Source organism: Variovorax sp. UC74_104 (assembly GCF_044055375.1).
Lineage (GTDB): Bacteria > Pseudomonadota > Gammaproteobacteria > Burkholderiales > Burkholderiaceae_C > Variovorax.
On record NZ_CP171978.1, the window covers coordinates 3,266,879 to 3,288,864 of the forward strand.

General features: G+C 70.5%; 16 protein-coding genes. 8 read left to right on the forward strand and 8 right to left on the reverse strand.

Annotation, left to right across the window (positions count from 1 at the left end; translation table 11 throughout):
- Positions 1-2 precede the first annotated feature (2 nt).
- From ACHMXA_RS15235 to ACHMXA_RS15260, 6 genes are all read left to right on the forward strand, one after another.
- On the forward strand, positions 3-1,541 hold the full coding sequence (locus ACHMXA_RS15235; RefSeq protein WP_176667492.1) for a PepSY domain-containing protein: 1,539 nt from the start codon (positions 3-5) through the stop codon (positions 1,539-1,541).
- A 73-nt stretch (positions 1,542-1,614) separates the two neighbouring features.
- Positions 1,615-2,292 (forward strand): energy-coupling factor ABC transporter permease, encoded by a 678-nt coding sequence (locus tag ACHMXA_RS15240; protein WP_176667493.1) that lies wholly within the window; start codon positions 1,615-1,617, stop codon positions 2,290-2,292.
- Positions 2,293-2,427: 135 nt separating this feature from the next.
- Entirely contained in the window at positions 2,428-3,495 is a 1,068-nt protein-coding gene (gene cobW, locus ACHMXA_RS15245; protein ID WP_395315731.1) for a cobalamin biosynthesis protein CobW, read from the forward strand.
- A gap of 12 nt (positions 3,496-3,507) precedes the next feature.
- Positions 3,508-7,323 (forward strand): cobaltochelatase subunit CobN, encoded by a 3,816-nt coding sequence (gene cobN, locus ACHMXA_RS15250; RefSeq protein WP_395315732.1) that lies wholly within the window; start codon positions 3,508-3,510, stop codon positions 7,321-7,323.
- The gene (locus ACHMXA_RS15255) at positions 7,320-8,414 is read left to right on the forward strand and encodes an ATP-binding protein (RefSeq protein ID WP_395315733.1); all 1,095 of its coding nucleotides are present in this window, start codon (positions 7,320-7,322) and stop codon (positions 8,412-8,414) included. The genes cobN and ACHMXA_RS15255 overlap by 4 nt, the downstream gene beginning before the upstream one ends.
- Positions 8,415-8,638: 224 nt before the next feature.
- Positions 8,639-9,064 carry a hypothetical protein gene (locus ACHMXA_RS15260; RefSeq protein WP_395315734.1) on the forward strand — a complete coding sequence of 142 codons (426 nt, stop codon included), beginning with the start codon at positions 8,639-8,641 and terminating at the stop codon, positions 9,062-9,064.
- A 1-nt stretch (position 9,065) separates the two neighbouring features.
- On the opposite strand, the gene ACHMXA_RS15265 is transcribed toward ACHMXA_RS15260, so the two are convergent.
- From ACHMXA_RS15265 to ACHMXA_RS15295, 7 genes are all read right to left on the reverse strand, one after another.
- Positions 9,066-9,593, reverse strand: a complete 528-nt coding sequence (locus ACHMXA_RS15265) for an SET domain-containing protein (RefSeq protein WP_176667497.1) — start codon at positions 9,591-9,593, stop codon at positions 9,066-9,068.
- A 104-nt stretch (positions 9,594-9,697) separates the two neighbouring features.
- Positions 9,698-10,639: an ABC transporter substrate-binding protein gene (locus ACHMXA_RS15270; RefSeq protein WP_176667498.1), complete on the reverse strand. Its 942-nt coding sequence runs from the start codon at positions 10,637-10,639 to the stop codon at positions 9,698-9,700.
- A gap of 34 nt (positions 10,640-10,673) precedes the next feature.
- Positions 10,674-11,525 carry a PA4780 family RIO1-like protein kinase gene (locus tag ACHMXA_RS15275; RefSeq protein WP_395315735.1) on the reverse strand — a complete coding sequence of 284 codons (852 nt, stop codon included), beginning with the start codon at positions 11,523-11,525 and terminating at the stop codon, positions 10,674-10,676.
- Positions 11,522-12,622, reverse strand: coding sequence for an N-acetyltransferase (locus tag ACHMXA_RS15280; RefSeq protein ID WP_395315736.1), 1,101 nt, complete (start codon positions 12,620-12,622; stop codon positions 11,522-11,524). Before ACHMXA_RS15280 ends, ACHMXA_RS15275 begins: the two co-directional genes overlap by 4 nt.
- A 375-nt stretch (positions 12,623-12,997) precedes the next feature.
- Positions 12,998-14,938: a reverse transcriptase family protein gene (locus tag ACHMXA_RS15285; RefSeq protein WP_176667501.1), complete on the reverse strand. Its 1,941-nt coding sequence runs from the start codon at positions 14,936-14,938 to the stop codon at positions 12,998-13,000.
- Positions 14,939-15,220: 282 nt separating this feature from the next.
- Entirely contained in the window at positions 15,221-16,927 is a 1,707-nt protein-coding gene (locus ACHMXA_RS15290; RefSeq protein ID WP_176667502.1) for an SWIM zinc finger family protein, read from the reverse strand.
- Positions 16,924-19,293, reverse strand: coding sequence for a hypothetical protein (locus tag ACHMXA_RS15295; RefSeq protein ID WP_395315737.1), 2,370 nt, complete (start codon positions 19,291-19,293; stop codon positions 16,924-16,926). Before ACHMXA_RS15295 ends, ACHMXA_RS15290 begins: the two co-directional genes overlap by 4 nt.
- Here ACHMXA_RS15295 and ACHMXA_RS15300 point away from each other — a divergent pair.
- Both ACHMXA_RS15300 and ACHMXA_RS15305 read left to right on the forward strand, forming a co-directional pair.
- Complete coding sequence (locus ACHMXA_RS15300; protein ID WP_395315738.1) at positions 19,292-20,098, forward strand: hypothetical protein; 807 nt, start codon at positions 19,292-19,294, stop codon at positions 20,096-20,098. The genes ACHMXA_RS15295 and ACHMXA_RS15300 overlap by 2 nt on opposite strands.
- A gap of 154 nt (positions 20,099-20,252) precedes the next feature.
- Positions 20,253-21,332, forward strand: coding sequence for a DNA ligase (locus tag ACHMXA_RS15305; protein WP_176667504.1), 1,080 nt, complete (start codon positions 20,253-20,255; stop codon positions 21,330-21,332).
- A gap of 143 nt (positions 21,333-21,475) precedes the next feature.
- Here the strand turns inward: ACHMXA_RS15305 and ACHMXA_RS15310 are convergent, their stop codons facing one another.
- Positions 21,476-21,985 carry a GNAT family N-acetyltransferase gene (locus ACHMXA_RS15310; protein ID WP_176667505.1) on the reverse strand — a complete coding sequence of 170 codons (510 nt, stop codon included), beginning with the start codon at positions 21,983-21,985 and terminating at the stop codon, positions 21,476-21,478.
- Between the last annotated feature and the right edge of the window lies 1 nt (position 21,986).

Sequence of the window (21,986 nt, forward strand, 5' to 3'; positions counted from 1 at the left end):
GCATGACCTCCGCATGGCGCCGCGCTTGGCCGCGCATCCGGCACTGGCTCTACTGGACGCACCGGTGGCTGGGCATCGGCGGCTGCCTGCTGTTCGTCATGTGGTTCCTCTCGGGCGTGGTGATGATGTACGTGGGATATCCGAACCTCACGGACGAGGAGCGCCTTGCGGGGCTCTCGCCGCTGCGCTTCCGGCAGGCGACGGTGTCTCCAGCGGCTGCGCTCGAAGCGCTGCCCAAGGATGTGCGCGCCCAGCCGCCGCGGCGCATGGTGCTGGAGACGCAGGGCGGAACCGGCGCCGGCCCCGTCTGGCGCATCGTTGACGCGCGTGGCGGCCGGCATACGGTGTCGGCACGCGACGGCCGCATGCCCGGCCCGGTCGATGCCGTGCAGGCCGAGTCGATCGCGCGCGACTTCTCCGGCCATGCCGGCGCCCGCTGGGCCGAGACGCTGGAGCGCGACCAGTGGACCGTGCCGCAGGGCCTGAACCCGCTGCGACCGCTGCACCGCATCGAGGTCGGCGACGCACCGGGCACCGAGCTCTACGTGTCGCAGGTCAATGGCGAAGTGGTGCGCGACACCACGCGACACGAGCGCTTCTGGAACTGGCTGGGCTCGGTGCCGCACTGGATTTACTTCACGCCGCTGCGCGCCGATCCGCCGCTGTGGCACGACGTGGTGGTGTGGCTGTCGGCCGCCTGCATCGTCTCGGCCGTGACGGGCATCGTCATCGGCATCCTTCGCGTGCGCCTGCGGCGACGTTTCCGCAGCGGGGCGGTCACGCCCTACAGCGGCTGGATGGCCTGGCATCACATCGCGGGGCTGGTCGGCGGCTTCTTCGTGCTGACCTGGATCGTCAGCGGCTGGCTGTCGATGAACCCCAACGGCTGGTTCCAGCGCGGAGCCGGCGATGCCGCGGCGATGGCGAACTACACGGGAGCCGGTACGTCGCCGTTCCCGTGGCCGCCCGCGTCGTTGCCGGCGGACGACGGCGCCGACGCACCCCGCGAGGCCGTGCTGCTGTGGTTCGACGGCAGGCCGCTGCTGCAGCTGCGCGATGCCAAGGCCCGCGTGCGGGTGGTCGATGCCGCCACCGGCGCGCCGGCCACCATCGCGAAGGACGACATCCTGCGCGCCGCCGCCCGCCTGCGCCCCGGCTCGAACATCACCGAGGCCGTGCTCCAGACCCGCGAGGACTTCCACTGGTACGGCCATCACCGCGAGCGCATCGTGCCCGTCTGGCGCCTGCAGTTCGACGACCCGGTGCGCAGCTGGATCTACATCGACCCATCCAGCGGCCAGGTGGCCGGCAGCAGCGACGCCAGCTCGCGCCTGCGCCGCTGGCTCTTCAATGCGGCGCACAGCCTCGACTTTCCCTGGCTCATCCAATACCGGCCGGCCTGGGATCTCGTGATGTGGCTGCTTTCCCTCGTCGGCGCGGTGGCTTCGGCCAGCGGCGTCGTGATCGGCTGGCGACGGCTGCGGCGAAAACCGAAGCCGGCGGCCATGCCGGGCGCGCGGCAGGCGCTGCGGCGTTCATGAACGGGGCTTGCGCCAGCCTGCCCATCCACCAACAATCAACTTTCGCACCGCGGTGCATTTCAGGAGGTGCTCGATGCACATCGAACCAGGTCTAGTCGACGGATCCAAGATATTCCTCAGCTACGCGACGGCAGCCGCCGCGCTTGCCTACACCGGCAAGGTCGCGTTCCAGACGCTCATGAAGGACGGGCCTGCCGCACTGGTGCTGCGCTCCGCCATTGCCATGGCGCTGGTGTTCTGCTTCTTCGAGGTGTTTCCGCATCACCCGGTGGGCGTGTCGGAGGTGCACCTGATCCTGGGCACCACGCTGCTGCTGGTGTTCGGTCTCGCGCCCGCGGCCATTGGCCTGGCGGGCGGCCTGCTGATTCAGGGGCTGTTCTTCGAGCCGCAGGACATTCCGCAGTACGGCATGAACGTCACCACGCTGCTGGTGCCGCTGTTCGCGACCTCCGCGCTGGCGCGCCGCATCATTCCCGAGAAGCTGGCCTATGTGGACATCGGCTACCGCGAGGCTTTCAAGCTCTCGGTGGCCTACCAGGGCGGCATCGTGGTGTGGGTCGGCTTCTGGGCGCTGTACGGACGCGGCACCGGCATCGAGAACATGAGCCAGATCGCCAGCTTCGGCGCCGCCTACATGACGGTGGTGCTGGTCGAGCCTCTGGTCGACCTGGGCGTGCTGGCTGCCGCCAAGGCATGGCGCCGGCTGCAGGGTTCCGTCTTCGTCGAGCGCCGCCTGTACGGCGGCGTCTGACCTCTTCCTCTCGTCGCTTCCCCGGGGCAGGCCTCGGGGAGGCTGTCCGTTTCCATCGGTGGCGCCGGAATCATCCGGCGCCACTTTCGCCTTGCTGGTGCGCCCCGCTCGCGAGCGCCTGAAAGAATCCACCCCATGACCCCAAGCAACGCCAAGATCCCCGTCACCATCGTCACGGGCTTCCTCGGCAGCGGCAAGACCACGCTGCTGCGCCACATCCTCGGCAACGCCGAAGGCCGCCGCATCGCGGTGATCGTCAACGAGTTCGGCGAGCTGGGCATCGACGGCGAGATCCTGCGCGGCTGCGGCATCGGCTGCGACGACGAAGGCAACGAGCGTGAAGGCGCGCTCTACGAACTGGCCAACGGCTGCGTCTGCTGCACGGTGCAGGAGGAGTTCCTGCCGGTGATGCTGCAACTGGCCGAACGCCGCGGCGAGCTCGACGCGGTGCTCATCGAAACCTCCGGCCTCGCGCTGCCCAAGCCGCTGGTGCAGGCCTTCCAGTGGCCGGACATCGCCAACATCTTCACCGTCGATTCGGTGGTGACGGTGGTCGACGGTCCCGCCGCCGCCTCGGGCCAATTCGCCGAGAACCCGCAGGCGGTCGATGAAGCCCGCCGCGCCGATCCCGACCTCGACCACGAATCGCCGCTGCACGAGCTGTTCGAAGACCAGCTCTCGGCCGCCGACCTCGTGGTTCTCAACAAGACCGACCTGATGGACGACGCGGCGCGCGCCAAGGTCGAGGCGCTGGTGCGCGAGGAACTGCCGCCCGAGGTGAAGATCGTCGCCGCCAGCGAAGGCCGGCTGCCGCTCGCGCTGCTGCTGGGCCAGGGCCGCGCGGCCGAGGACACCATCCACCTGCGCGAGAGCCACCACGACCACGAGGAAGACCACGACCACGACGAGTTCGATTCGCTCGTGATCGAGTTGCCGCCCGTCGAGCGCGACAGCCTGCTGGCCGCGCTCGGCAAGCTGGTCGAGCAGCACACCATCTACCGCGTGAAGGGCTTCGTCGCCGTGCCGGGCAAGCCGATGCGCCTGCTGGTGCAAGGCGTGGGCCGCCGCTTCGACCATCACTTCGACCGCCGCTGGCGCGACGGCGAGGCGCAGCGCACGCGGCTGGTGTTCATCGGCGAAGACCTGGACGAAGGCGCGCTGCGCAAGGCGCTCGAAGAGGCGAGCGCGGTCGCCACCGCCTGACGCCCCGAGCGCATGCACCTGCTGAGCACCCAGCCCGGACGCTTCGTCGAGGACGACAGCGTCGTCACGCGCCTCGACCAGACGCCGGGCGACATCGTGGTGCTCAGCTCGGCCGACACGACGCTCGCGCTGCTCGCCGCCGCGCGCACCGCGCTGGCGGCCACCGACCCCGGCTATCCGTCGCTGCGGCTGGCCAACCTCATGTACCTGCGCCAGCCGGCCTCGCTCGACCTCTACGTCGACGAGGTGCTGCAGCATGCGCGCGTGGTGGTGGTCGACCACCTGGGCGCCGAATCGGCCTGGGCCTACGGGCTGCAGCAGCTCGAGAAGCTGGCCAGGCGCAAGGGCCAGCAACTCGCCATGTTCTCCGGCGACCTGCAGGAAGACGAAGACCTGCTCGCGCGCGGCACGCTGTCGCGCGCGGTGAGCCGCCGGCTCTGGCAGTACATGCGCAGCGGCGGGGCAGGCAATGCGATGCAGTTCCTGCGCGCCGTGGCCTTTCACGGCCTGGGCCACGGCGAAGCGCCGCTGCCGCCGCGCAGCCTGCCGCAGGTGGCGCTGCACGTGCCGGGCGGCGTGGGCGCTTCGCATACCGTGGCCGGCATCGACGACCTGCGCGCCGGCTGGCACGCGGGCGCGCCGGTGGTGGCGCTGGTGTTCTATCGCTCGCACCTGCTGTCGGGCAACACGGCGGCCTTCGATGCGCTCGCCGCGGCCTTGACTGCGCAGGGACTGAACCCGCTGCCCGTCGCGCTCGATTCGCTGAAGGATCCGCTGTGCCTTTCCACACTGCGCGCGCTGTGCGCAGAGCACGATGTGCAGCTCGTGCTCAACACGACCGCATTCGCGGCGCTGGGGCAGGGCGGACAGAGCGACGAGGTCGAGCTGGCCGGCGACGCCCCCGTGCTGCAGGTGATCGTGAGCGGCGGCAACCGGGAAGACTGGCTGGCCGACAGCCAGGGCCTGCGCCCGCGCGACATCGCGATGCAGATCGCGCTACCCGAGATGGACGGCCGCATCGTCACGCGCGCCGTGAGCTTCAAGGGCCTGTCGCACCGCTGCGAGCTCACGCAGACCGAGGTGGTGAACTACCAGCCCGAGCCCGACCGCATCGCCTTCGTGGCAGAGCTGGCGCGGCGCTGGTGCAAGCTGCGCAGCCTGCGCGCAGAAGAGAAGCGCGTCGCGCTGATCCTCGCCAACTACCCGGGCAGCGAAGGCCGCATCGGCAGCGGCGTGGGGCTGGACACGCCGGCCTCGGTGATGGCGATCCTGCACGCGATGACGGCCGAGGGCTATGCGCTCGGCGATCCCGATGCGATGCCCGTCGACGGCGATGCGCTGATGCGCAAGCTGCAGGAAGGCATCGCCAACGACCCGTCGCAGTGGGCTTCGCGGCCCGCCTGGCAGAGCTTCGCACTGGCCGACTACCGGGCATGCCTGTCACGCCTGCCCGATGGCATGGCCGCAGCCATCGACGAACGCTGGGGTGCGCCCGAGCAAGACCCGATGCTGCGCAACGGCCGCTTCATGATCGCCGGCCTGCGGCTGGGCCGCGTGTTCGTCGGCATCCAGCCCGCGCGCGCGCTCGGCAGCCTGGGCGCCGCCGACTACGCGAGCTACCACGACGCCGAGCTGGTGCCGCCGCACAGCTACTTGGCCTTCTACTTCTGGCTGCGCGAGGCCTTCGCCATCGACGCGGTGGTGCACGTGGGCAAGCACGGCAACCTCGAATGGCTGCCCGGCAAGAGCATCGCGCTGTCGCAGGCCTGCTGGCCCGACGCGATCCTCGGGCCGCTGCCCAACGTGTATCCGTTCATCGTCAACGATCCGGGCGAGGGCGCGCAGGCCAAGCGGCGCACGCAGGCGGTCATCGTCGACCACCTCATGCCGTCGCTCACGCGGGCGGAGAACCACGGCCCGATGCAGGACCTGGAGCGGCAGGTCGACGAGTACTACGACGCGCTGCTGGTCGACGCGCGCCGCGCGAAGGTGCTGCGCGCGCAGATCCTCGCCGCGGTGCGTGCGCAGCACCTGATCGAGGAGCTGGGCTTGCCCGGCGCGCAGGAGGAAGACGACGCCGTGCTCGCGCGCGTCGACGCCTACCTCTGCGAGCTGAAGGAAACGCAGATACGCGACGGGCTGCACGTCTTCGGCGCCTCCCCGAACGGACGGCTGCGGCGCGACACGCTGCTGGCGCTGGCGCGCTATCCCGCTGCCGATGGCGCGGGTGCGAACGCCGGTTTGCTCGGCGCGCTCTCGCAAGACCTGCTGCCCGACGACGCCTTCGATCCGCTCGACATCGACGCGGCCAAGCCATGGCAGGGCGCGCGCCCCGAGCTGCTGCAGTCGGTGAGTACGGAGGCATGGCGCCACCAGGGCGACACGCGCGAGCGGCTGGAACTGCTCGCGCAGCGGCTGATGGAAGAGGGCGCGTGTCCTCCCGAGCTGCCGCGCACCGCCGCCGTGATGAGCCGAATCGACAGCAGCCTCGCACCCGCGCTCGACGCCTGCGGCACGCAGGAGCTGCGTCAGCTGTCACGCGCCCTGCAGGGCCGCTTCGTGCCGCCGGGCCCGAGCGGCTCTCCCTCGCGCGGCCGGCCCGACGTGCTGCCGACGGGCCGCAACTTCTACGCCGTCGACACCCGCGCCATTCCCACGCCCACGGCCTGGATGCTCGGCCTCAAGTCGGCAGCGCAGCTGGTCGAACGGCACATGCAGGAGCACGGCGACTATCCGGCGGCGCTAGGCCTGTCGGTCTGGGGCACGGCGACCATGCGCACCGGCGGGGACGACCTGGCGCAGGCCTTCGCGCTGATCGGCGTGCGGCCGAAGTGGGCGCCGGGCAGCCAGCGGGTGGTCGATTTCGAGGTGCTGCCCACGGTCGGGCTGGGGCGTCCGCGCATCGACGTCACGCTGCGCATCTCGGGCTTCTTCCGCGACGCATTCCCGAATGCCGTGCAGATGTTCGACGCGGCCGTACAGGCCGTGGCGGCGCAGGAAGACGAGGACGAAGAGCGCAACCCGATCCGCGCGCGCATCCTGCGCGAGGCCGCCGCGCTGCAGGCGCAGGGCATGGCACCCGAGCTTGCCCGCACGCAGGCCGGCTGGCGCGTGTTCGGCTCGGCGCCGGGCAGCTATGGCAGCGGCCTGCAGCCGCTCTTCGACCGCGGCGACTGGCAGAGCGACGACGACCTGTCGAAGGCCTACGTCGGCGGCAGCGCCCATGCCTACGGCCAGGGCAGCGACGGCATACCGGCGGCCGACGCCCTGAAGCGCCGCCTGCGCGCGATGACCGTCGTCATGCAGAACCAGGACAGCCGCGAGCACGACCTGCTCGACTCCAACGACTACTACCAGTTCCAGGGCGGCATGGCCGCCGCCGTGCGCCACCTGAGCGGCCGCCAGCCGGCCATGTACCACGGCGACCACGGCAACCCGCAGGCGCCGCGCGTTCGCACGCTGAAGGAAGAGATCGGCCGCGTCGTGCGCTCGCGCGTGGTCAACCCGAAATGGATAGCCGGCGTGAAGCGCCACGGCTACAAGGGCGCCTTCGAGATGGCCGCCACGGTCGACTACCTGTTCGGCTTCGACGCCACCGCGCGCGTGGTCGGCGACCACCAGTACGCGATGGTGGCCGACGCCTACGTGCTCGACGACGCCACCCGCGATTTCGTGAACGAACACAACCCGCGCGCGCTGACCGACATGCTCAACCGCCTGCTCGAAGCCATGCAGCGCGGCCTCTGGCAGTCGCCCGGCGACTACCGCGCCCAGCTGGAGAACCTGCTGCTCGACCACGAGCAGCGGATGGAAGGAATCCCCCGATGACCACAGCCGCCCCGATGCCGGTGCCCTTTCCCTTTGCCGCGATAGCGGGCCAGCCGCATCTGCGCCAGGCCCTGCTGCTGGCCGCCGTCGATCCGGGCCTGGGCGGCGTGCTCATCGAAGGACCGCGCGGCACGGCCAAGACTACCGCGGCGCGCGCGCTCGCCGAGCTGCTGCCCGGCGCGCCCTTCGTCACGCTGCCGCTGGGCGCGAGCCTCGAAAGCCTGGTCGGCACGCTGGACCTCGCGAAAGCCCTGGTGGGCCATGAGCTCGCCTTCGCGCCCGGCCTGCTGGCGCGCGCGCATGGCGGCGTGCTGTACGTGGACGAAATCAACCTGCTGCCCGACGCGCTGATCGATTCGCTGCTCGACGCTGCCGCCAGCGGCGTCAACGTGGTGGAGCGCGACGGCATCTCGCACCGGCATGCCGCGCGTTTCGTGCTCGTGGGCACGATGAACCCGGAGGAGGGCACGCTGCGCCCGCAGTTGCTCGACCGCTTCGGCCTGTGCGTGCAGTTGCGCAACATCGACGAGCCGGCCGAGCGGCAGGCCATCGTTCGCGCCCGGCTGGCCTTCGATGCCGATCCGCAGGGCTTTCGCGCGAAGCATGCGCAGGAAGAGGCGGCGCTGGCTGCCTCGCTGGCGCGCGCGCGGACGCTCGTGGCCGATGCGTCGGCGCTGCCTTATGGCGATGCGGTGCACGAGGCCGTAGGCGCGCTGTGCATTGCCGCCGGCGTCGACGGGCTGCGCGCCGATCTCGTGATGCTGCGCTCGGCCCGGGCGCTCGCGGCCTGGGAAGGTGCTGACGGGATCACGGCCGACCACGTGCGGCGCGTGGCCGAAGCGGTGCTGCTGCATCGTCGCAAGCCCGGGGCCGAGGCTGCAGCGCCGGCTCCGGCATCCGGCGCTGCAAGGCCCGCCGCGACCGTCAATGGGCAGGACGGCACGAACAGCGCGAACGACTTGGGCGGCACGGGAGATGTGGGTGGAGAGGACTGGGGCGCCATGCCTCCCGAGCCCGTCGGCATCGAGCGCGTGAAGCCGCTGCGCCCGCTGATCGCCCCCGCGCAGGCGGTCGCCTCAAAAAAAGCCTGAGCCTCCGGGACGCCACGCCCGCTGGCTCGCGCCAGGGTGACCGGAGGCAGGGTTCGCACAGGGACGCATGGCACGCCACAGCCACGCACGGCGCTGCCTTCGATTGGCCGCGCACCTTCGCGGCGCGCGGCGCCGGCCGGCTCCGTGCCGAACACCTGCGCCATCGTCCGCGGGAGGCGCGCAGCGGCGCGCTGCACTGCTTCCTGCTCGATTGCTCGGCCTCCATGCGCGACGACGGCGGCCTCGCGCGCGCCAAGGGCCTGCTGCTCGCGCTGATGCAGGAGGCTTACCAGCGCCGCGACCATGTCGCGCTGCTGTGCTTTGCCGGCGACACGGTGGAGCTGCGCCTGCCGCCGCGCCGCGCCAGTGCGTGGAACGACGACTGGGTCGCGCCCATCGCTGCCGGCGGCGGCACGCCGCTCGCGCTGGGCGTGCGGCGCGCCGACCAGTTGCTGGCGAAGAGCGAGACGCGGCAGCGCTGGCTGTGGCTACTGACGGACGGACGCAGCAGCGAGAGCCCGACGCGGCCGGAGGCCGCCGACGTGGCATGCGTGATCGACTTCGAGGCGGCGCGGTTGCCGCTGCATCGCGCGAGGCGGCTGGCCGCGCAATGGGATGCGCGCTACCTCGCCGCGGGCGGGATGGCCTGAATCAAGGAGCGGCCGGGGCGTCCTGCACGGCCTGCACGGCCTGTACGGCCGCGGTTTCGTTTTCCGTCTCGGGCGGCGCCAGCATCGTTCCCCTGCAGTTCGGCGAGCCGCAGTGGCAGGGGTACTTCGACGGCGGTGAGCCGTCGTCCGCTGTGAGCGAGTAGTCGATGAAAAGCTCGTCGCCCGCGTCCACCGCCACAAGCGTCTGGAACTTGAGCACCAGTTCGCCGCCCTCGTCGTATTCCTCCACCGCCTCGCAGTTCGGCTCGCACGAATGGTTGAGGTGGCGGGTGGCGTTGCCGCCCTTGGCGCCGTCGATGGTCTCGTTGTTCGACAGCGTGAACAGGTAGGTGAGCTGGTCGTCCCAGACCTTGGTGGCGATCTCGGCCTTGGTGTAGCGGCGGCCTTCGTAGAGGCCGAGAAAGGCTTCGGCCGGCAGGTCGCGCGTGGCGAAGGCGCCGAGGCCGTGCACGCCGCTGGGGCCTACGCGCACGAAGGGGGTGGACGAGGTTCGCTTGTGGTGCTTCATGGGGGGGAGGGAGCCCGTCGGGCGAATGGCTCCTCGTGGTTTCTTGCTGGAGTGTCAACGGCATTTCGATCCGGCGGATGACAGGTGCTGCGTCATCGGGTCGTTCAGGGCTTCGGGTCGCCCAGGGAGTTCAGGCAACCCACGATCGCATCGGCAGCCTCGTCGAGCCGGGGACCGGGCCGCATCATCAGGTCGAAGCGCGCGGAGGCAAAGCTGCACACCCGCCCGCGCTGGATGGCCGACATGGCAGACCAGCCGGGCCGTGCGGCCATGGCGGAGATCTCGCCGAGGGCCGACACCATCAGCACGTCGGGGTTGGCGCGCACCACGAATTCGGGGCTCATCTTGGGGAAGGGGCCGAGCGTGCCGGGCACCGCATTGCCGAGCCCGAGGCGGGCCAGCGTCTCGCCGATGAAGGAGCTCTCGCTGGCCGCGGCCATGCCGCCATGCACCTCGAAATACACGCGCCGGCCCTTCCAGCCGGCCGGCACGCGGGCGCGGGCTGCGTCCAGCCCGGCGTCGAGCTTGCGCCAGTAGGCCTCGCCCGCACCGGGGCGGCCGGTGGCTCGGGCCACGGTTTCCATCACGCGGCGCATGTCGGCGTGGGTCTTGGCGTCGAGCGCCAGCACCTTCAGGCCCAGGCGCTCCAGCGGCTCGGCGGCGCGGCTGCGAGGGCGCAGCAGCACCAGGTCGGGCTTGAGCGCGACGATGCGCTCGACGTTCGCGTCGTCGATGCCGCCCACCTGCGGCAGCCCCTTCACCGACGCCGGCCAGTTGGCGTGGCGGTCGATGCCCACCAGCCGGTCGCAGGCGTCGAGCGCGCACACGGTCTCGGTCAGCGAGGGCATCAGCGACACGATGCGCTTGGCCGGGGCCTGCAGCTCGACCGAGGTGCCACGGTCGTCCTCCAGCCGGATGGCCGTGCCGGCGGCATGCGCGGCCGGGCCGAAGCCCAGCGCGACGAAGGCCGCGGCCTCGGCGACCCGGCGGACGGTGGAAGACAGAAGCTGGCGCGGGGCGGGGTTCGGCAGGGCGGAGGAGGTCATCGATCTGGCAGGTGGCGGGCAGGCGTTGGCCCGCCTATTGTCGCGGCGTGCGCAGGCGCAGCCGCCGCGCGGCTTCTTCCTCGCGCGCGTCGTCCACCTCGCGCATCACGTGGCGCAGGTCGACCGGGCCGGTCTCCTGAACGAAGCTGCCGGTGAGTTCGGTCTCGGGGCGCAGTTGGCCGCGCTCGTAGAGGTGCCAGATCTCCTCGCCGTAGCGCGTGTCCAGCAGCACGGGCGCGAACTGGCCGAAGAAATTGCGCAGGTTCTCGACGTCGCGCAGCAGCATGCGCCGGGCGTGGTTGTTGCCCGCGGCATCGACCGCCTGCGGCAGGTCGATGACGACCGGACCGTCCTCGGCCAGCAGCACGTTGAACTCCGAGAGGTCGCCGTGCACGATGCCCGCGCACAGCATGCGCATCACCTCGCGCAGCAGGCTGGCGTGGTGGCGCATGGCGTCCGCGGGCGAGAACATCACGTCGTTCAGGCGGGGTGCGGCGTCGCCGTTCGCGTCGGTCACCAGGTCCATCAGCAGCACGCCCTCCAGGAAGTTGTGCGGCGTGGGCACGCGCACGCCGGCGGCGGCAAGCCGGTAGAGCGCATCGACCTCGGCGCTCTGCCAGATGGCCTCGGTCACCTTGCGACCGAAGCGCGTGCCCTTGGCCATGGCGCGCGCCTCGCGGCTGTTCTTGACGCGCCGGTTCTCGGTGTAGTCCACGGCCTGCCGGAAGCTGCGCTTGTCGGCCTCCTTGTAGACCTTGGCGCAGCGCGTCTCGTCGCCGCAGCGCACGACGTAGACCATGGCTTCCTTGCCGCTCATGAGCGGGCGCACCACGGTGTCGATGAGGCCTTCGTCGATCAGGGCCTGCAGTCTTTGCGGTGCCTTCATGCGCGGGCCTCCCGGGAGATCATGGGACGGATAGCGAGGTAGGCCCGCAGGCTGTTCGTGCCGAACTGGTAGATGCTCTCCTGCCGGTGCACGGCAAAGCCCAGCTGGCGGTTGATGGCGAGCATCGGCGCGTTGACCTCCGCGTTGCTGGTGGAGATCAGCGCCAGCTCCGGGTGGCGCGAGTGCACCAGCCGCAGCATCGCGGCCTTGACGCCCTTGGCCAGGCCCCTGCCGCGCCAGTGGCGGGCCACGGCCGTGAGCCGCTGGAACATGCGATCGGGGAACAGCTGGTTCCAGCTGGCGTCGCACACCGCGACGACCTCGTCGCCGTCGAGCTGCAGCACGAGGTAGTGTTCGCCGCCGCGGCGGTCGATCTCGGCGTACCACGCGACGTATTCCGCCATTTCATAGCGCATGGGCGCTCGCTCCAACGCGCTGGTGGGTGCATCGTTCAGCAACGTCGACAGCGCGGGCAGCAGTGTCGCGAGCCGCTCGACGGGCACGCGCCCGGCATGGATCTCGGCGCGCAGACCGTGGGCGGGCGCGAAGCCCTCGGCTTCCCACCGGGAGAGAGCCTGCCAGTCGAGGCCGGCGAAGGTTGCGCGGTTCTCGACGCTGCGGTGCTTTTCCTGCGCTCCGATGGCGCGCAGGAAGGCGTGGCCCTCGGGCAGGTGCGCCTTGACCGTCGCGGTGGTCTTGCCCTGTGCTTCCATGAGCGCGAGCAGCGCGCCAAGCAGCGTGCTGGCCACGCCGCGGCGCTGATGCGAGCGCAGCACGCCGCCCCAGGCATCGACGAAGGGCGCGAAGGATTCGTAGTCGGGCGTTCCCGCTCGGCGGATGCCCATGTTGAGGCTGCCGACGGGCTTGCCGTGCTCGCCGAGCGCGAGCACCCGGTGGACGACGTACAGCGGCGCGTTCTGCAGCACACCGTGCCGGGTCTCGGCGTCGCTCGTCGAGGGTTCGTCGGGAAAGTCCTCGGCGCTGCGCTGGCGCCAGTAGGCGAGGGCATCACGCCACTCAGCCTCGGAGGCGCGCTGGGGATCGAAAAATACAGTGGTTGCAACGGGCCGCGAATGCGCGGCGTTGGCTTCGGACATGGTGTGCCTTGATTCGAAAGGGAACGGGGCGCCGACGGCACATGCGTGCTGGCGGCGGCGTTTGAATCGGGGCGGTTTGTCGCGGCGGCGAAAAGGCCGCGGGTGCCGGACTGGCCGTGCCCGTCAGGGGCACGTGCTGCGCGGGAGGCGCGTCAGCAATCGATCAGCGGGTGGGGGGCACGACAAACCGCACGATGGTGGGGGCGTGAATTACGGCGTCTTCCATCTCGTGCCTCCTTTTCGCAGGTGGTTGTCGAAGCGGCCACTGTAGCGGGCTGGTCGCCTGCTGTGAAGTGCTGCGTGGTGCCGCGTGGTGCGGGCGGCACACGAGAGCCGACACGCCCGATCGGTGCGTCGGCCCTGAACATGCCGTCCTCAGTTCTTCATGCTGTGGACCAGGGACGCCAGCGCCGACGATATGAAGATGGCCACGATGAAGCGCAGCCAGCCCGACTTGCGCTGCACGAAGTTGCCGATGACGACGCCGCCCGTCATCAGCCAGATCAGCGGGCTGGTTCCCGAGAGGAAGACGCTGACGACGTAGAGGGCCTGCAGCATCATGCTGGCGACCCAGCCGATCTGGGAGAGGGCGCCCGGTGCCTGCTTCGCAGCCGGGGCGGCTGCCTGGCCTGTCGCGGCCTGCGCCGCGGCGGGTGCGGGCGCCGGTGCCCGGCTGGCCGTGGCCGCTTGCGGGCGTGCCTCTTCGCGCTGAGCCTTCTTCTCTTCGGCGATCTGCTCGGCGGTTTTCTCCAATACCGGTGCGGCTGCTTCAGCTGGCTGCCACCACGCCGGCCAGGGCGCCTTGCCCTCGGCGGACAGCTTGCGGAACGCGCCTGCGCCGAGCTTGCGCTGCGATGCCTGCGTCTTCGGTGCCGAGCCGCCTTCATGCTTCGCCGCCAGCGCGCGCACCCGCTGCAGATACGGCTCGGCGCGCGCCGCATCGGTCATCGCGATGAAGTTCGCATAGCCGCGCAGCGCGCCGATCACGTCGCTGTTGCCGTTCCATTGCAGCCCCTGCGGGCCGTGGCGCTCCGCCTGGTGCAGCACCGCGCGGAAGCGCCGCAGCGTGTCGCGGTCGACCGAGAGCTTGTCGTTGACGACGATGCCCGTCACATGCTGCTGGCGGTGCCTGCGCATCACCTGCTGTTTGTCGGGGTGCAGCGTGAGGCCCTCGCTCGCCACGATCTGCTTCACGCGCCACAGCAGCTTGGCCGTGTCGCGGCTGTGCTCGGGGCCGGCGGAGAACGTCAGGTCGTCCGCGTAGCGCGTGTAGCGAAAGCCCAGCTTCGCCGCGCTTGCGGCCAGCCGCGCATCGAGCCTGCGGCACAGCAGGTTGGTGATCATCGGGCTGGTGGGCGCACCCTGAGGCAGCACGCGGTCGCCGCGCGCGACGAAATAGCGGTTGCCGTCGAGCTGCACTTCGTCGGTCGGCGCCTCGGTGCACACCAGCGCCAGCAGGCTCGCCACCTGCGACGAATAGCCGAGCTGGCGGAACACGCCGCGCACGCGGCGCATGCCGATGGAGGGAAAGAAGTCCTTCAGGTCGAGGTTGACGACCACATCGCGGCCCACGTGCGGCGCGGCATTGGTGATGATCGAGCGGCCCGGCATGAAGCCGTGCGCGGCCTCGTGCACCGGCATCTTCGCGAGGATGTTGTCGAGCACCCAGTACTGCGCGCGCTTCAGCCGCGGCATGGGCGCGGAGATGTGCCGCTCGCCGCCGCTCTTCTTGGGCATGGTGAAGCGCTGGTAGTGGCTCACGCTCGACACCTCGCGGTGCCATGCCAGGAAGCGCAGCTCGCCCAGGCCGACGCCCATGGCTTGCGCCAGGTCGCCCGCATGGTCCAGCGCGGGCAGGGTGTTGCGGGCCAGCGCCTGGCTGTCGCTGTGCCCGTCGTTGAGGCCGCCCGAGACGCCGTCGCCCACATACAGCAACTCGCGCTTGCGCCGCTCGTGCCATGCCACGGCGCGCGCATGGCGGCCCTGAGCGAGGCGCTGGCGGGTTTCCTCGCGGCGCTCGCGGGCTCGGGCCATGCGCTCCTTGCGCATCATCTTCAGGGCCCGGTCGCGGTCCTCGATGCCGCGCAGTTCGGTGCCGAGCTTCGAGAGCGCGGTCTGCAACTCGCCCTCGCGGCGGATCAGCTGCTCCTCGACCGTTGGCTGTGCCACGTCGTGCGGCCAGAAGCCCAGGCGCTGCATTTCCTCGAGGACGACTTCCTGCTTGGAACTCTTGCGGATGCGCTCGTACAGCTGCTCGCGGGTGAGCGCGGAGTCGGGAACGGAAGATGAAGAAGCGGCGGGAGACTGCATGGTCATGGCGCTGCGCCACCGGCCGATGCACTGCTTGGAGAAGGGAAAGATTGCGAACGAAGCGGGAATCTCGTCGAAGAGCCTCGGGACTGGAGGGCTCCACTCGACGCCGTATGGCCATGGTGACGCCGATGAGCTTCGAGGAAGCCGCACTGTTGTCGCGTCACCATGGCCATACGGCACAGTGAAGAGACGTCCAGTGACGCTTGGGAAGTGCTGTGTGCGAGGGCGGCGATACGCCGACCGGATTGCAAGAGCCTTCCCGCTCCGTTCGCAAAAAGCAGTGTATCAGCCGATGTGGGCGGTGGTCCTTTCCTGGTCTGTCGTTGTTGTTGTCGTGGTGTTCGCCGCAATGGACGGCGCGGCCGAGAGGCGCAGCGCAAGCATGTGCTCGCACGGCCCCCTGGTCATGCGATGGCGCACGAAGTGGCTGCACTGGCACTCGCCCGAGGCCACGCGCTGGTCGGCATCGAGCTGAAGGCTCGTGAAGTACTCGCGCTGGCCGGCCGAGCCCTTGCACTTCCCGCTGATCGAGACGCCTCCATCGGCGCGCGCCTGCGTCTTCACGCCGGCGATGCGACGCGCGCGCACCAGCTCGGCTGCGGCTTCTTCCTCGGGGCTGGCGTAGCGCAGCTTGTCCATGGGCAGCGGTTCGCGGCTGAGCTCGCGCAGCCGCCACACGCCGTGCGCGATGTCGTACACCACGCGGCCGGCCTGCACGTAGCCGCCGAGCGCGGCGTCGACCGTGAGCGTCGAAAGGCCGGTTGCCGCGGCAAGCTCGTCGGTGGTGGCGCGCCAGCGTTCGCCCAGCGCGGCGAACACGCGCAGCAGGCTGTCCTGGTCGACCGTCTGGCGCGGCTGCAGCAGCTCGAAGTGGCCGTTGCGCGACCAGTCGTTGGCGGTCCAGCCCGAGAGGCCGAGCGTGAATTCCATGTCGGGCATCTGCGCGACCCAGAAGCTGGGCATGCCGGTGCCCAGCAGGTGCACGGTGAAGCCCTGTGCCACCGGCACCAGCCGTTCGAGCTGCAGCAATCGGCGCCGGCCCCACACGCGGATGTCGATGTCGGAGGTGGCGCTGTGCGTGGAGCGCGGGCACACCAGCTCGTGGCCCCAGGGCTCGAACACGATGCGCACCGGCTGTCCCGGCCGCAGCACGAAGCGCAGCGAACGCGGGCCCACACGCTCCTTGCGTCGGCGCAGCACCAGGCAGATGTTGTGGATGTCCATCGGGTGCAGCTGCAGCCGGTGCGCAGGCAGCAGCATCGCGCTGCTGACCTGCAGGAAGCCGCGAACCCAGCTGTCGGGCACGTCGATCTTCGGCTCGTGGAAGGCCGGATCGTTGTCGCTCTGAACCTGGAAGCCGCCCGGGTCGATGGCCAGCCGCGTCGTCTTGTAGTCGCGGATCTTCTGGAACTCGTCGTACAGCGATTCGGAGTAATCGACGTTGGTGGTGCCGAAGGCGTGGTCGCTCACCCGGTCGAAGATGTCGTGGCTGCACGAGAACATGCCGTAGCTCGACTCGTCCTGGCTGAAGCATTCGAAGAACACGCGGTCGGGGTGCACCGTGATCACCGGGTCGAGCACGAACCACGCCTCGCGGTTGACCTTGTAGATGTGGTCGAAGTAGCGCTGCTGCGCGCTCATGAAGGGCTGCATCACCGCGCGCTTGCTCTTGCGCAGCTCGGCCAGCTCCCTGCTGATCGGCTCCATCTGCGCCTTCAGCTCGTCGCTGCGCGCCATGAACTGGGCGAGCAGCTCGCTTTCCTGTCCGGCCAGCCATTCGAGGTACGCGCTCTTGTCGCGCGGCTTGAAGCGCAGGTCGCCCACCACTACGTCGTGCAGCGCGGACATGCCTTCGCGGAACGGCAGGTGGCGGTTGATGTCGGCGACGAAGTGCACCGGCGTGCGCAGCGTGTCGGGCGCGAATTGCAGCGCGGTGCTGTTGGCGGTGTGCTGCGCGCCGGAGTGGCCGAAGTAGCGGTACTGGAATCTCATGCTGCGGGCCCTCCGGTCAGGGCGGAGGAAGAGGGCGGCGGCGAACGTCGCGGCGCGATGCTGCGCACCGGCGCGGTCTGCAACGGGTTGTCCAACTGGGGAAAGGCTTCCTGGATGCTGCGCAGCCCCGCCACGTATTGCGCGCGCTCCGTGATCGCGCCGGTGACGGCCTGCCGCGCGAAGACGCGCGCAACGATGCGCGCGATGTCTTCCGAATGCGCGGCCTGCGCAGCCAGGAATTCCATGACGCGCGCCTTGGCCAGCCGCCCCCGGTTGGCCTGCGAAAGCACGCTCAGGAAGTAGGGCTCCAGCCGTGCCAGCACGTCGGCGTTGCGGCTCGCGGCCGATGCCAGCCAGTTGGTGACGAACAGCTGCATGCCCGCCGACGGGTGCTGGCTGAGCTGCAGCATGTAGGTGGTGACGTCGGTCACGTCGAAATGCGTGGTGAGCAGCTCGCGGCCCAGCCGCTGCGCGCCCGCGTCCTTGTGGTCGCACAGGCGAACCAGCAGCGCGGGCGTCCACTGGCTTGCGCCGCTTTGCGAGCCGAACCACTGGCGGGCCCAGTCGCGCGCGTCGTCCCAGCGGCTGTCGAAGATGCGCAGCGCATCGCCGAGGTTCGAGAGCGTGCGTTCGGGGTTCGAGGCCAGCTGGTCCATGGCCCAGCGGCGCGCGGCGGCGGTGTCGACGAGGCCGAGGCTGGCTGTCTGCAGCACGTCGAAGCCCTGCGCATCCTGCTGCGGCAGCAGCCACGCGCCGAGGCGCTGCGCACCCTTGCTGCGCGCTTCGAGCAGTCGCAGCGTGACGGCGGGCTCGCCGCGGCGCGTGTGCTCGGCCAGCGGGCCGCACAGCCATTGCAGCAGCGAATCGAACACGCCTTCGGCCGCTTCGGCGCGGAACAGCTCGTCGCGCAGCAGCGGCATCAGCGCGGCGGCGAATTCGGGGTGGGCGGGAAGCAGCTGCGCCAGGCGCGGCGCGACGGCGGCGCGTACGGCCGGCATCGGGCTGCTGCAGAAGGCCGCGAACAGCTCGGGCTGGTTGACCAGCGTGGCATCCGGCAGGGAGGTGAAGAGCCGCACGCCGGCGCCGCGCAGGCGCTCGTCGTCGGACTGCAGCAGGCGGGTGAGCACGCTCACCGGCAGGCCCTGGACGGAGGCCGGATGCAGCAGCAGCCACTCGGCGGCGGTGCGCACCACGTCCGGGCTCGCGTGATCGAAGAGCGCGAGCAGCCTGTTCAGCGGCGCCTTCGCGGCAGCCGTGCGCAGCAGGCCCTGCAGCGCCCATTGCACGTTCTCGCAGATGGCGTCGAGCGCCGGCTGCGCGGCGTCGCAGGCCGACAGCCATGCGAGCAGTTCGGTGGCCAGCGCGTCGAGCGTCGAAAGATTCGGCGCGGCGGCCTGCAGCAGCAGGCGCGAGGCGCGGCGCACTTCGGCATCGGCCGATGTCAGCAGCATCAGCAGCAGGTCGACCTGCTGGCTGTAGAGGCCCGGATCCTGCCCGATGTATTCGAGCGCGAGCGTGCGCGCCTCGGCCAGCGGCGAGCCCAGCATCGCGGGCAGCCAGGGCAGGGCGGGCTCGCCGGCCGTGATGCGCTGGCGCGCGATGGCGAGCGCGAAGCGCGCAGTGTCCTCCCAGGTACTGGCCAGCAGGCGCCACACGGCGGGCGGCTCGAGGGCATCGCAGAAGGGCTTGTTGTCCTGCAGCGCGCGCGCGGCGAAGGCGTGCACCGCCGCGCACCGGCTCTGCTGCATCAGCTGCAGCAGCGCCTGCGGATGGCGGTCCCAGCGTTCGGGCCAGGCTTCGGTGCGGTTCAGGCGCTGCGTGGGCAGCGGCGTGCTGCGGCGCCACTGCAGGCCGCCGCGCTGGGCTTCCCATTCGGGGTCGTGGCGATGCAGCAGCTGCATCAGCACCAGCCAGCGGCTGTAGGGGCCGGTGTGCCAGCTGCGGGGTTCGGGCGTCCAGCGCGATTCGCGCTGCTGGCCGGCGGTACCCGCCTCGCTGTCGTCGGCCGCGAGCAGCACGCCCATGGCGAGCCGCAGCCAGTCGGGCTCGTCGGCCGTGCCGGCCAGCGCCAGCCGGCGCAGGTTGCGCCACGTGCGGCGGCGCAGGTAGTCGCGCGTGCGCTGGCTGTAGGCGAGGCGGCTGTCGGGCCGCACGATTTCCTTGGCGATGTCCACGTAGCGGCCGTCGACCTGCGCCCAGCGCCCGCCGGTGCGGAAGGCCGCGCGCTGCGTTTCCAGGCGCTGGTGCAGCACGCCAAGCAGGGCGTAGTCGCCCGAGAACTCCGCGCCCTTGTAGAGCCGGCGCCATGCGCGGAAGCTGCCGGCCGCGAGCTGCAGCGTCGGCGCGATCTTCGAGCAGCGCGGCATGCGCGAGCCCCTCGCCCGCGGGGCCTTCGAGCAGCGAGAGGTCGAACAGCTGCTCGACCCAGGCCGCGTACTTCATTCCGTTCCAGAGCGCGGGGTCGGCCAGGTGCTGCCGCAGCATCGGCATGGCTTGCCCTGCAGGGGCTTCGCCCATGGCTGTCCAGGCGCGGCGCAGTGCAGCGGGCCAGTCGTCGACGATGCGCGCCGCTTCGGCCGCGCGCTGCTCGGCGGGCCAGAGCGCGAGCGCGGCCCAACGCGCCGCCCGGGTGACCACGGGCGTGCGGCCACGCCGGGAGAGTTCGCGCATCGCCTCGAAGGCGCCGCCGTCACCGCAGCGGCCGATGGCCCATGCGATGCAATAGTCGAGCATTGGCTCGCCGGTCTCGATGAGGTCGACGAGCTGCGGCACCGCCGCCGCCAGCCGGCGTTCGCCGATGCGCCACACCACGCGGCTGCGGCGCACGGGGGGCAGCAGCCTCCACGCGTCGGGGCGGATGCTGGCGAGCAGGACGGCGTCGCCGGGATGGGAGAGGGCAGCGGCCACGGGGGCTGCGGCAGGAACGACGGCGGAGCCCTCGGGCACATAGCCCTGCGCGATCTGCGCCGCCACGGCGCGCTCGAAGACGGCGGTGGCGGCTTCCAGCGGCAGCGGCGACGGGGTATGGACCGTCTCCTTCCACTGCAGCCCGTCGCGGCTGGTGCTCACATGCACCACGTGGCCGGGAGCTTCCGGCAGGGCGAACAGTTCCACGGTGCTGAAGCCGGCGGCGCCTGCCACGCCGGGCTTCGTGCGGATGAATTTTTCTGAGCGAATGCGCTTCACGCGGAGGCCTCCCCTGCCTTCGGTCGATGCTTGTGCTGCTTTCTTGTGTCGCCGCGCATCTTAGCGGGCGTTGGCGCCGGCGCGGCCTGTGTAGCATGCGCGCTCCGGCAATCGCATGGGGGGTCTTCAGGTGTCGAACATGGAACAGGCTGAGCGCTCGAGCTTTCTCTACTTCACGGGCCAGGGCTCGGACAAGGTCTACCAGGTGCACCTGCGCCAGAAGGACGGCGGCTGGGTTGTCGACTACGGCAACGGCCGGCGCGGCGGCACGCTTTCCACCGGCACCAAGACCAGCAGCCCCGTCGCCTACGAGGCCGCGCTGAAGATCTACGACAAGGTCGTCAAGGAAAAAACCTCGAAGGGCTACACGCCCGACCAGTCCGGCGCGCTCTACACCTCGACCGACCTCGCCGGCCGGGTGAGCGGCGAACTGCCGCAGCTGCCGACGCTGATCCTCGAGGAACAGGCCGAGCGCTACTTCGACGATCCGGGCTGGGGCCTTCAGGAAAAGGCGGACGGCGAGAACCGCATCCTGCTGATCGAGGGCGAGGCCGTGCGCGGCACCAACCGGCGCGGACTCTTCGTGGACATTCCGCAGGCCTGGGTCGGCACGGCAACTGCCGCAGGGCGCACCGTGATCGCCGGCGAGCACGTGGGCGATGCCTTCATGGCCTTCGACCTGCTGGAACTCCATGGCCGCGACCTGCGCGGCGCGCCGTTCATCGAGCGCTTCGGCCATCTGCGCACGGTGGCCTCGGCCATGCCGTGGATCGCGCTGCTCGAACTCGAACTCACCGCCGAAGGCAAGCGCCGCCGCGCTGCGCAGCTGCTGGCCGCGCATGGCGAGGGCTACGTGCTCAAGGCACTCGACGCGCCTTTCGCAGCGGGCCGCAGCACGAGCAGCCTGAAGTTCAAGTTCAACCAGAGTGCGACCTGCGAAGTGATCCGCGTCAACGCGCAGCGCTCGGTGGCCGTGGGACTGCGCGACGACGCGGGCGCCATGATCGACCTGGGCAACGTGACCGTGCCGCCCAACGAGGCGCTGCCCGCGGTGGGCGCGCTGGTGGAGGTGCGCTATCTCTACCGCTATGCGGGCGGCAAGTTCGAGCAGCCGGTCTACAAGGGCCAGCGGCCGGACATGACGCCAGAGGACGCGGTGCTGTCGCAGGTCACGCGCATCAAGGACCGCAGCGCGGCGCTCGACGACGAAGCCGCCTGAACCGCACTCGCTTCGGCCGCCGGGTACGCCGCACCTGTTCGCGGAGGACCCCGATCCGGTCAAGCCGGCCAGGCTGGCGGTGCTGTTCGTTGCCGAGGAGAACTGCAGCCCGCTGTTGCCGCCGCCCTGAGCCTTCGGCGCATTCAGGCCGTCGCTTCGAAGGCCGCGTGATACGCGACGGTGCCGCTCGGCATCGCTCCTGCCATCGGCAGCGCCTGGAAATACTGTGGCGGCACGCCGGGATAGACCAGGGCAGGCGTGGCCGCGAATCCGAAGCGGCCGTAATAGGCCGGCTCGCCGAGCACCACGCAACCGGATGCACCCATGCCGCGCAACGCGGCCAGCGCTTCGTTCACGAGCCGCGTGCCGATGCCCAGCGCCTGCTGCCCGGGTCCGACCGACACCGGACCGAGCCCGTACCAGCCGGGCGAGCCATCGGAGATGCGCACCGGCGAGATGGTGACGTGCCCGACGATCGTCTGTCCGTCATCTTCCGCAACCAGCGAGACCGAGAGCTGGCCGGCGCGCCGCAATGCATTGACGATGAACTGCTCGGTATGGCTCGAATACTCTGCTGCGAGAAATGCGGCTGCCGTCAACGCCTCGATGGCCGGTGCGTCCGCAGGCACTTCGTTTCGGATACGGATGTTCATC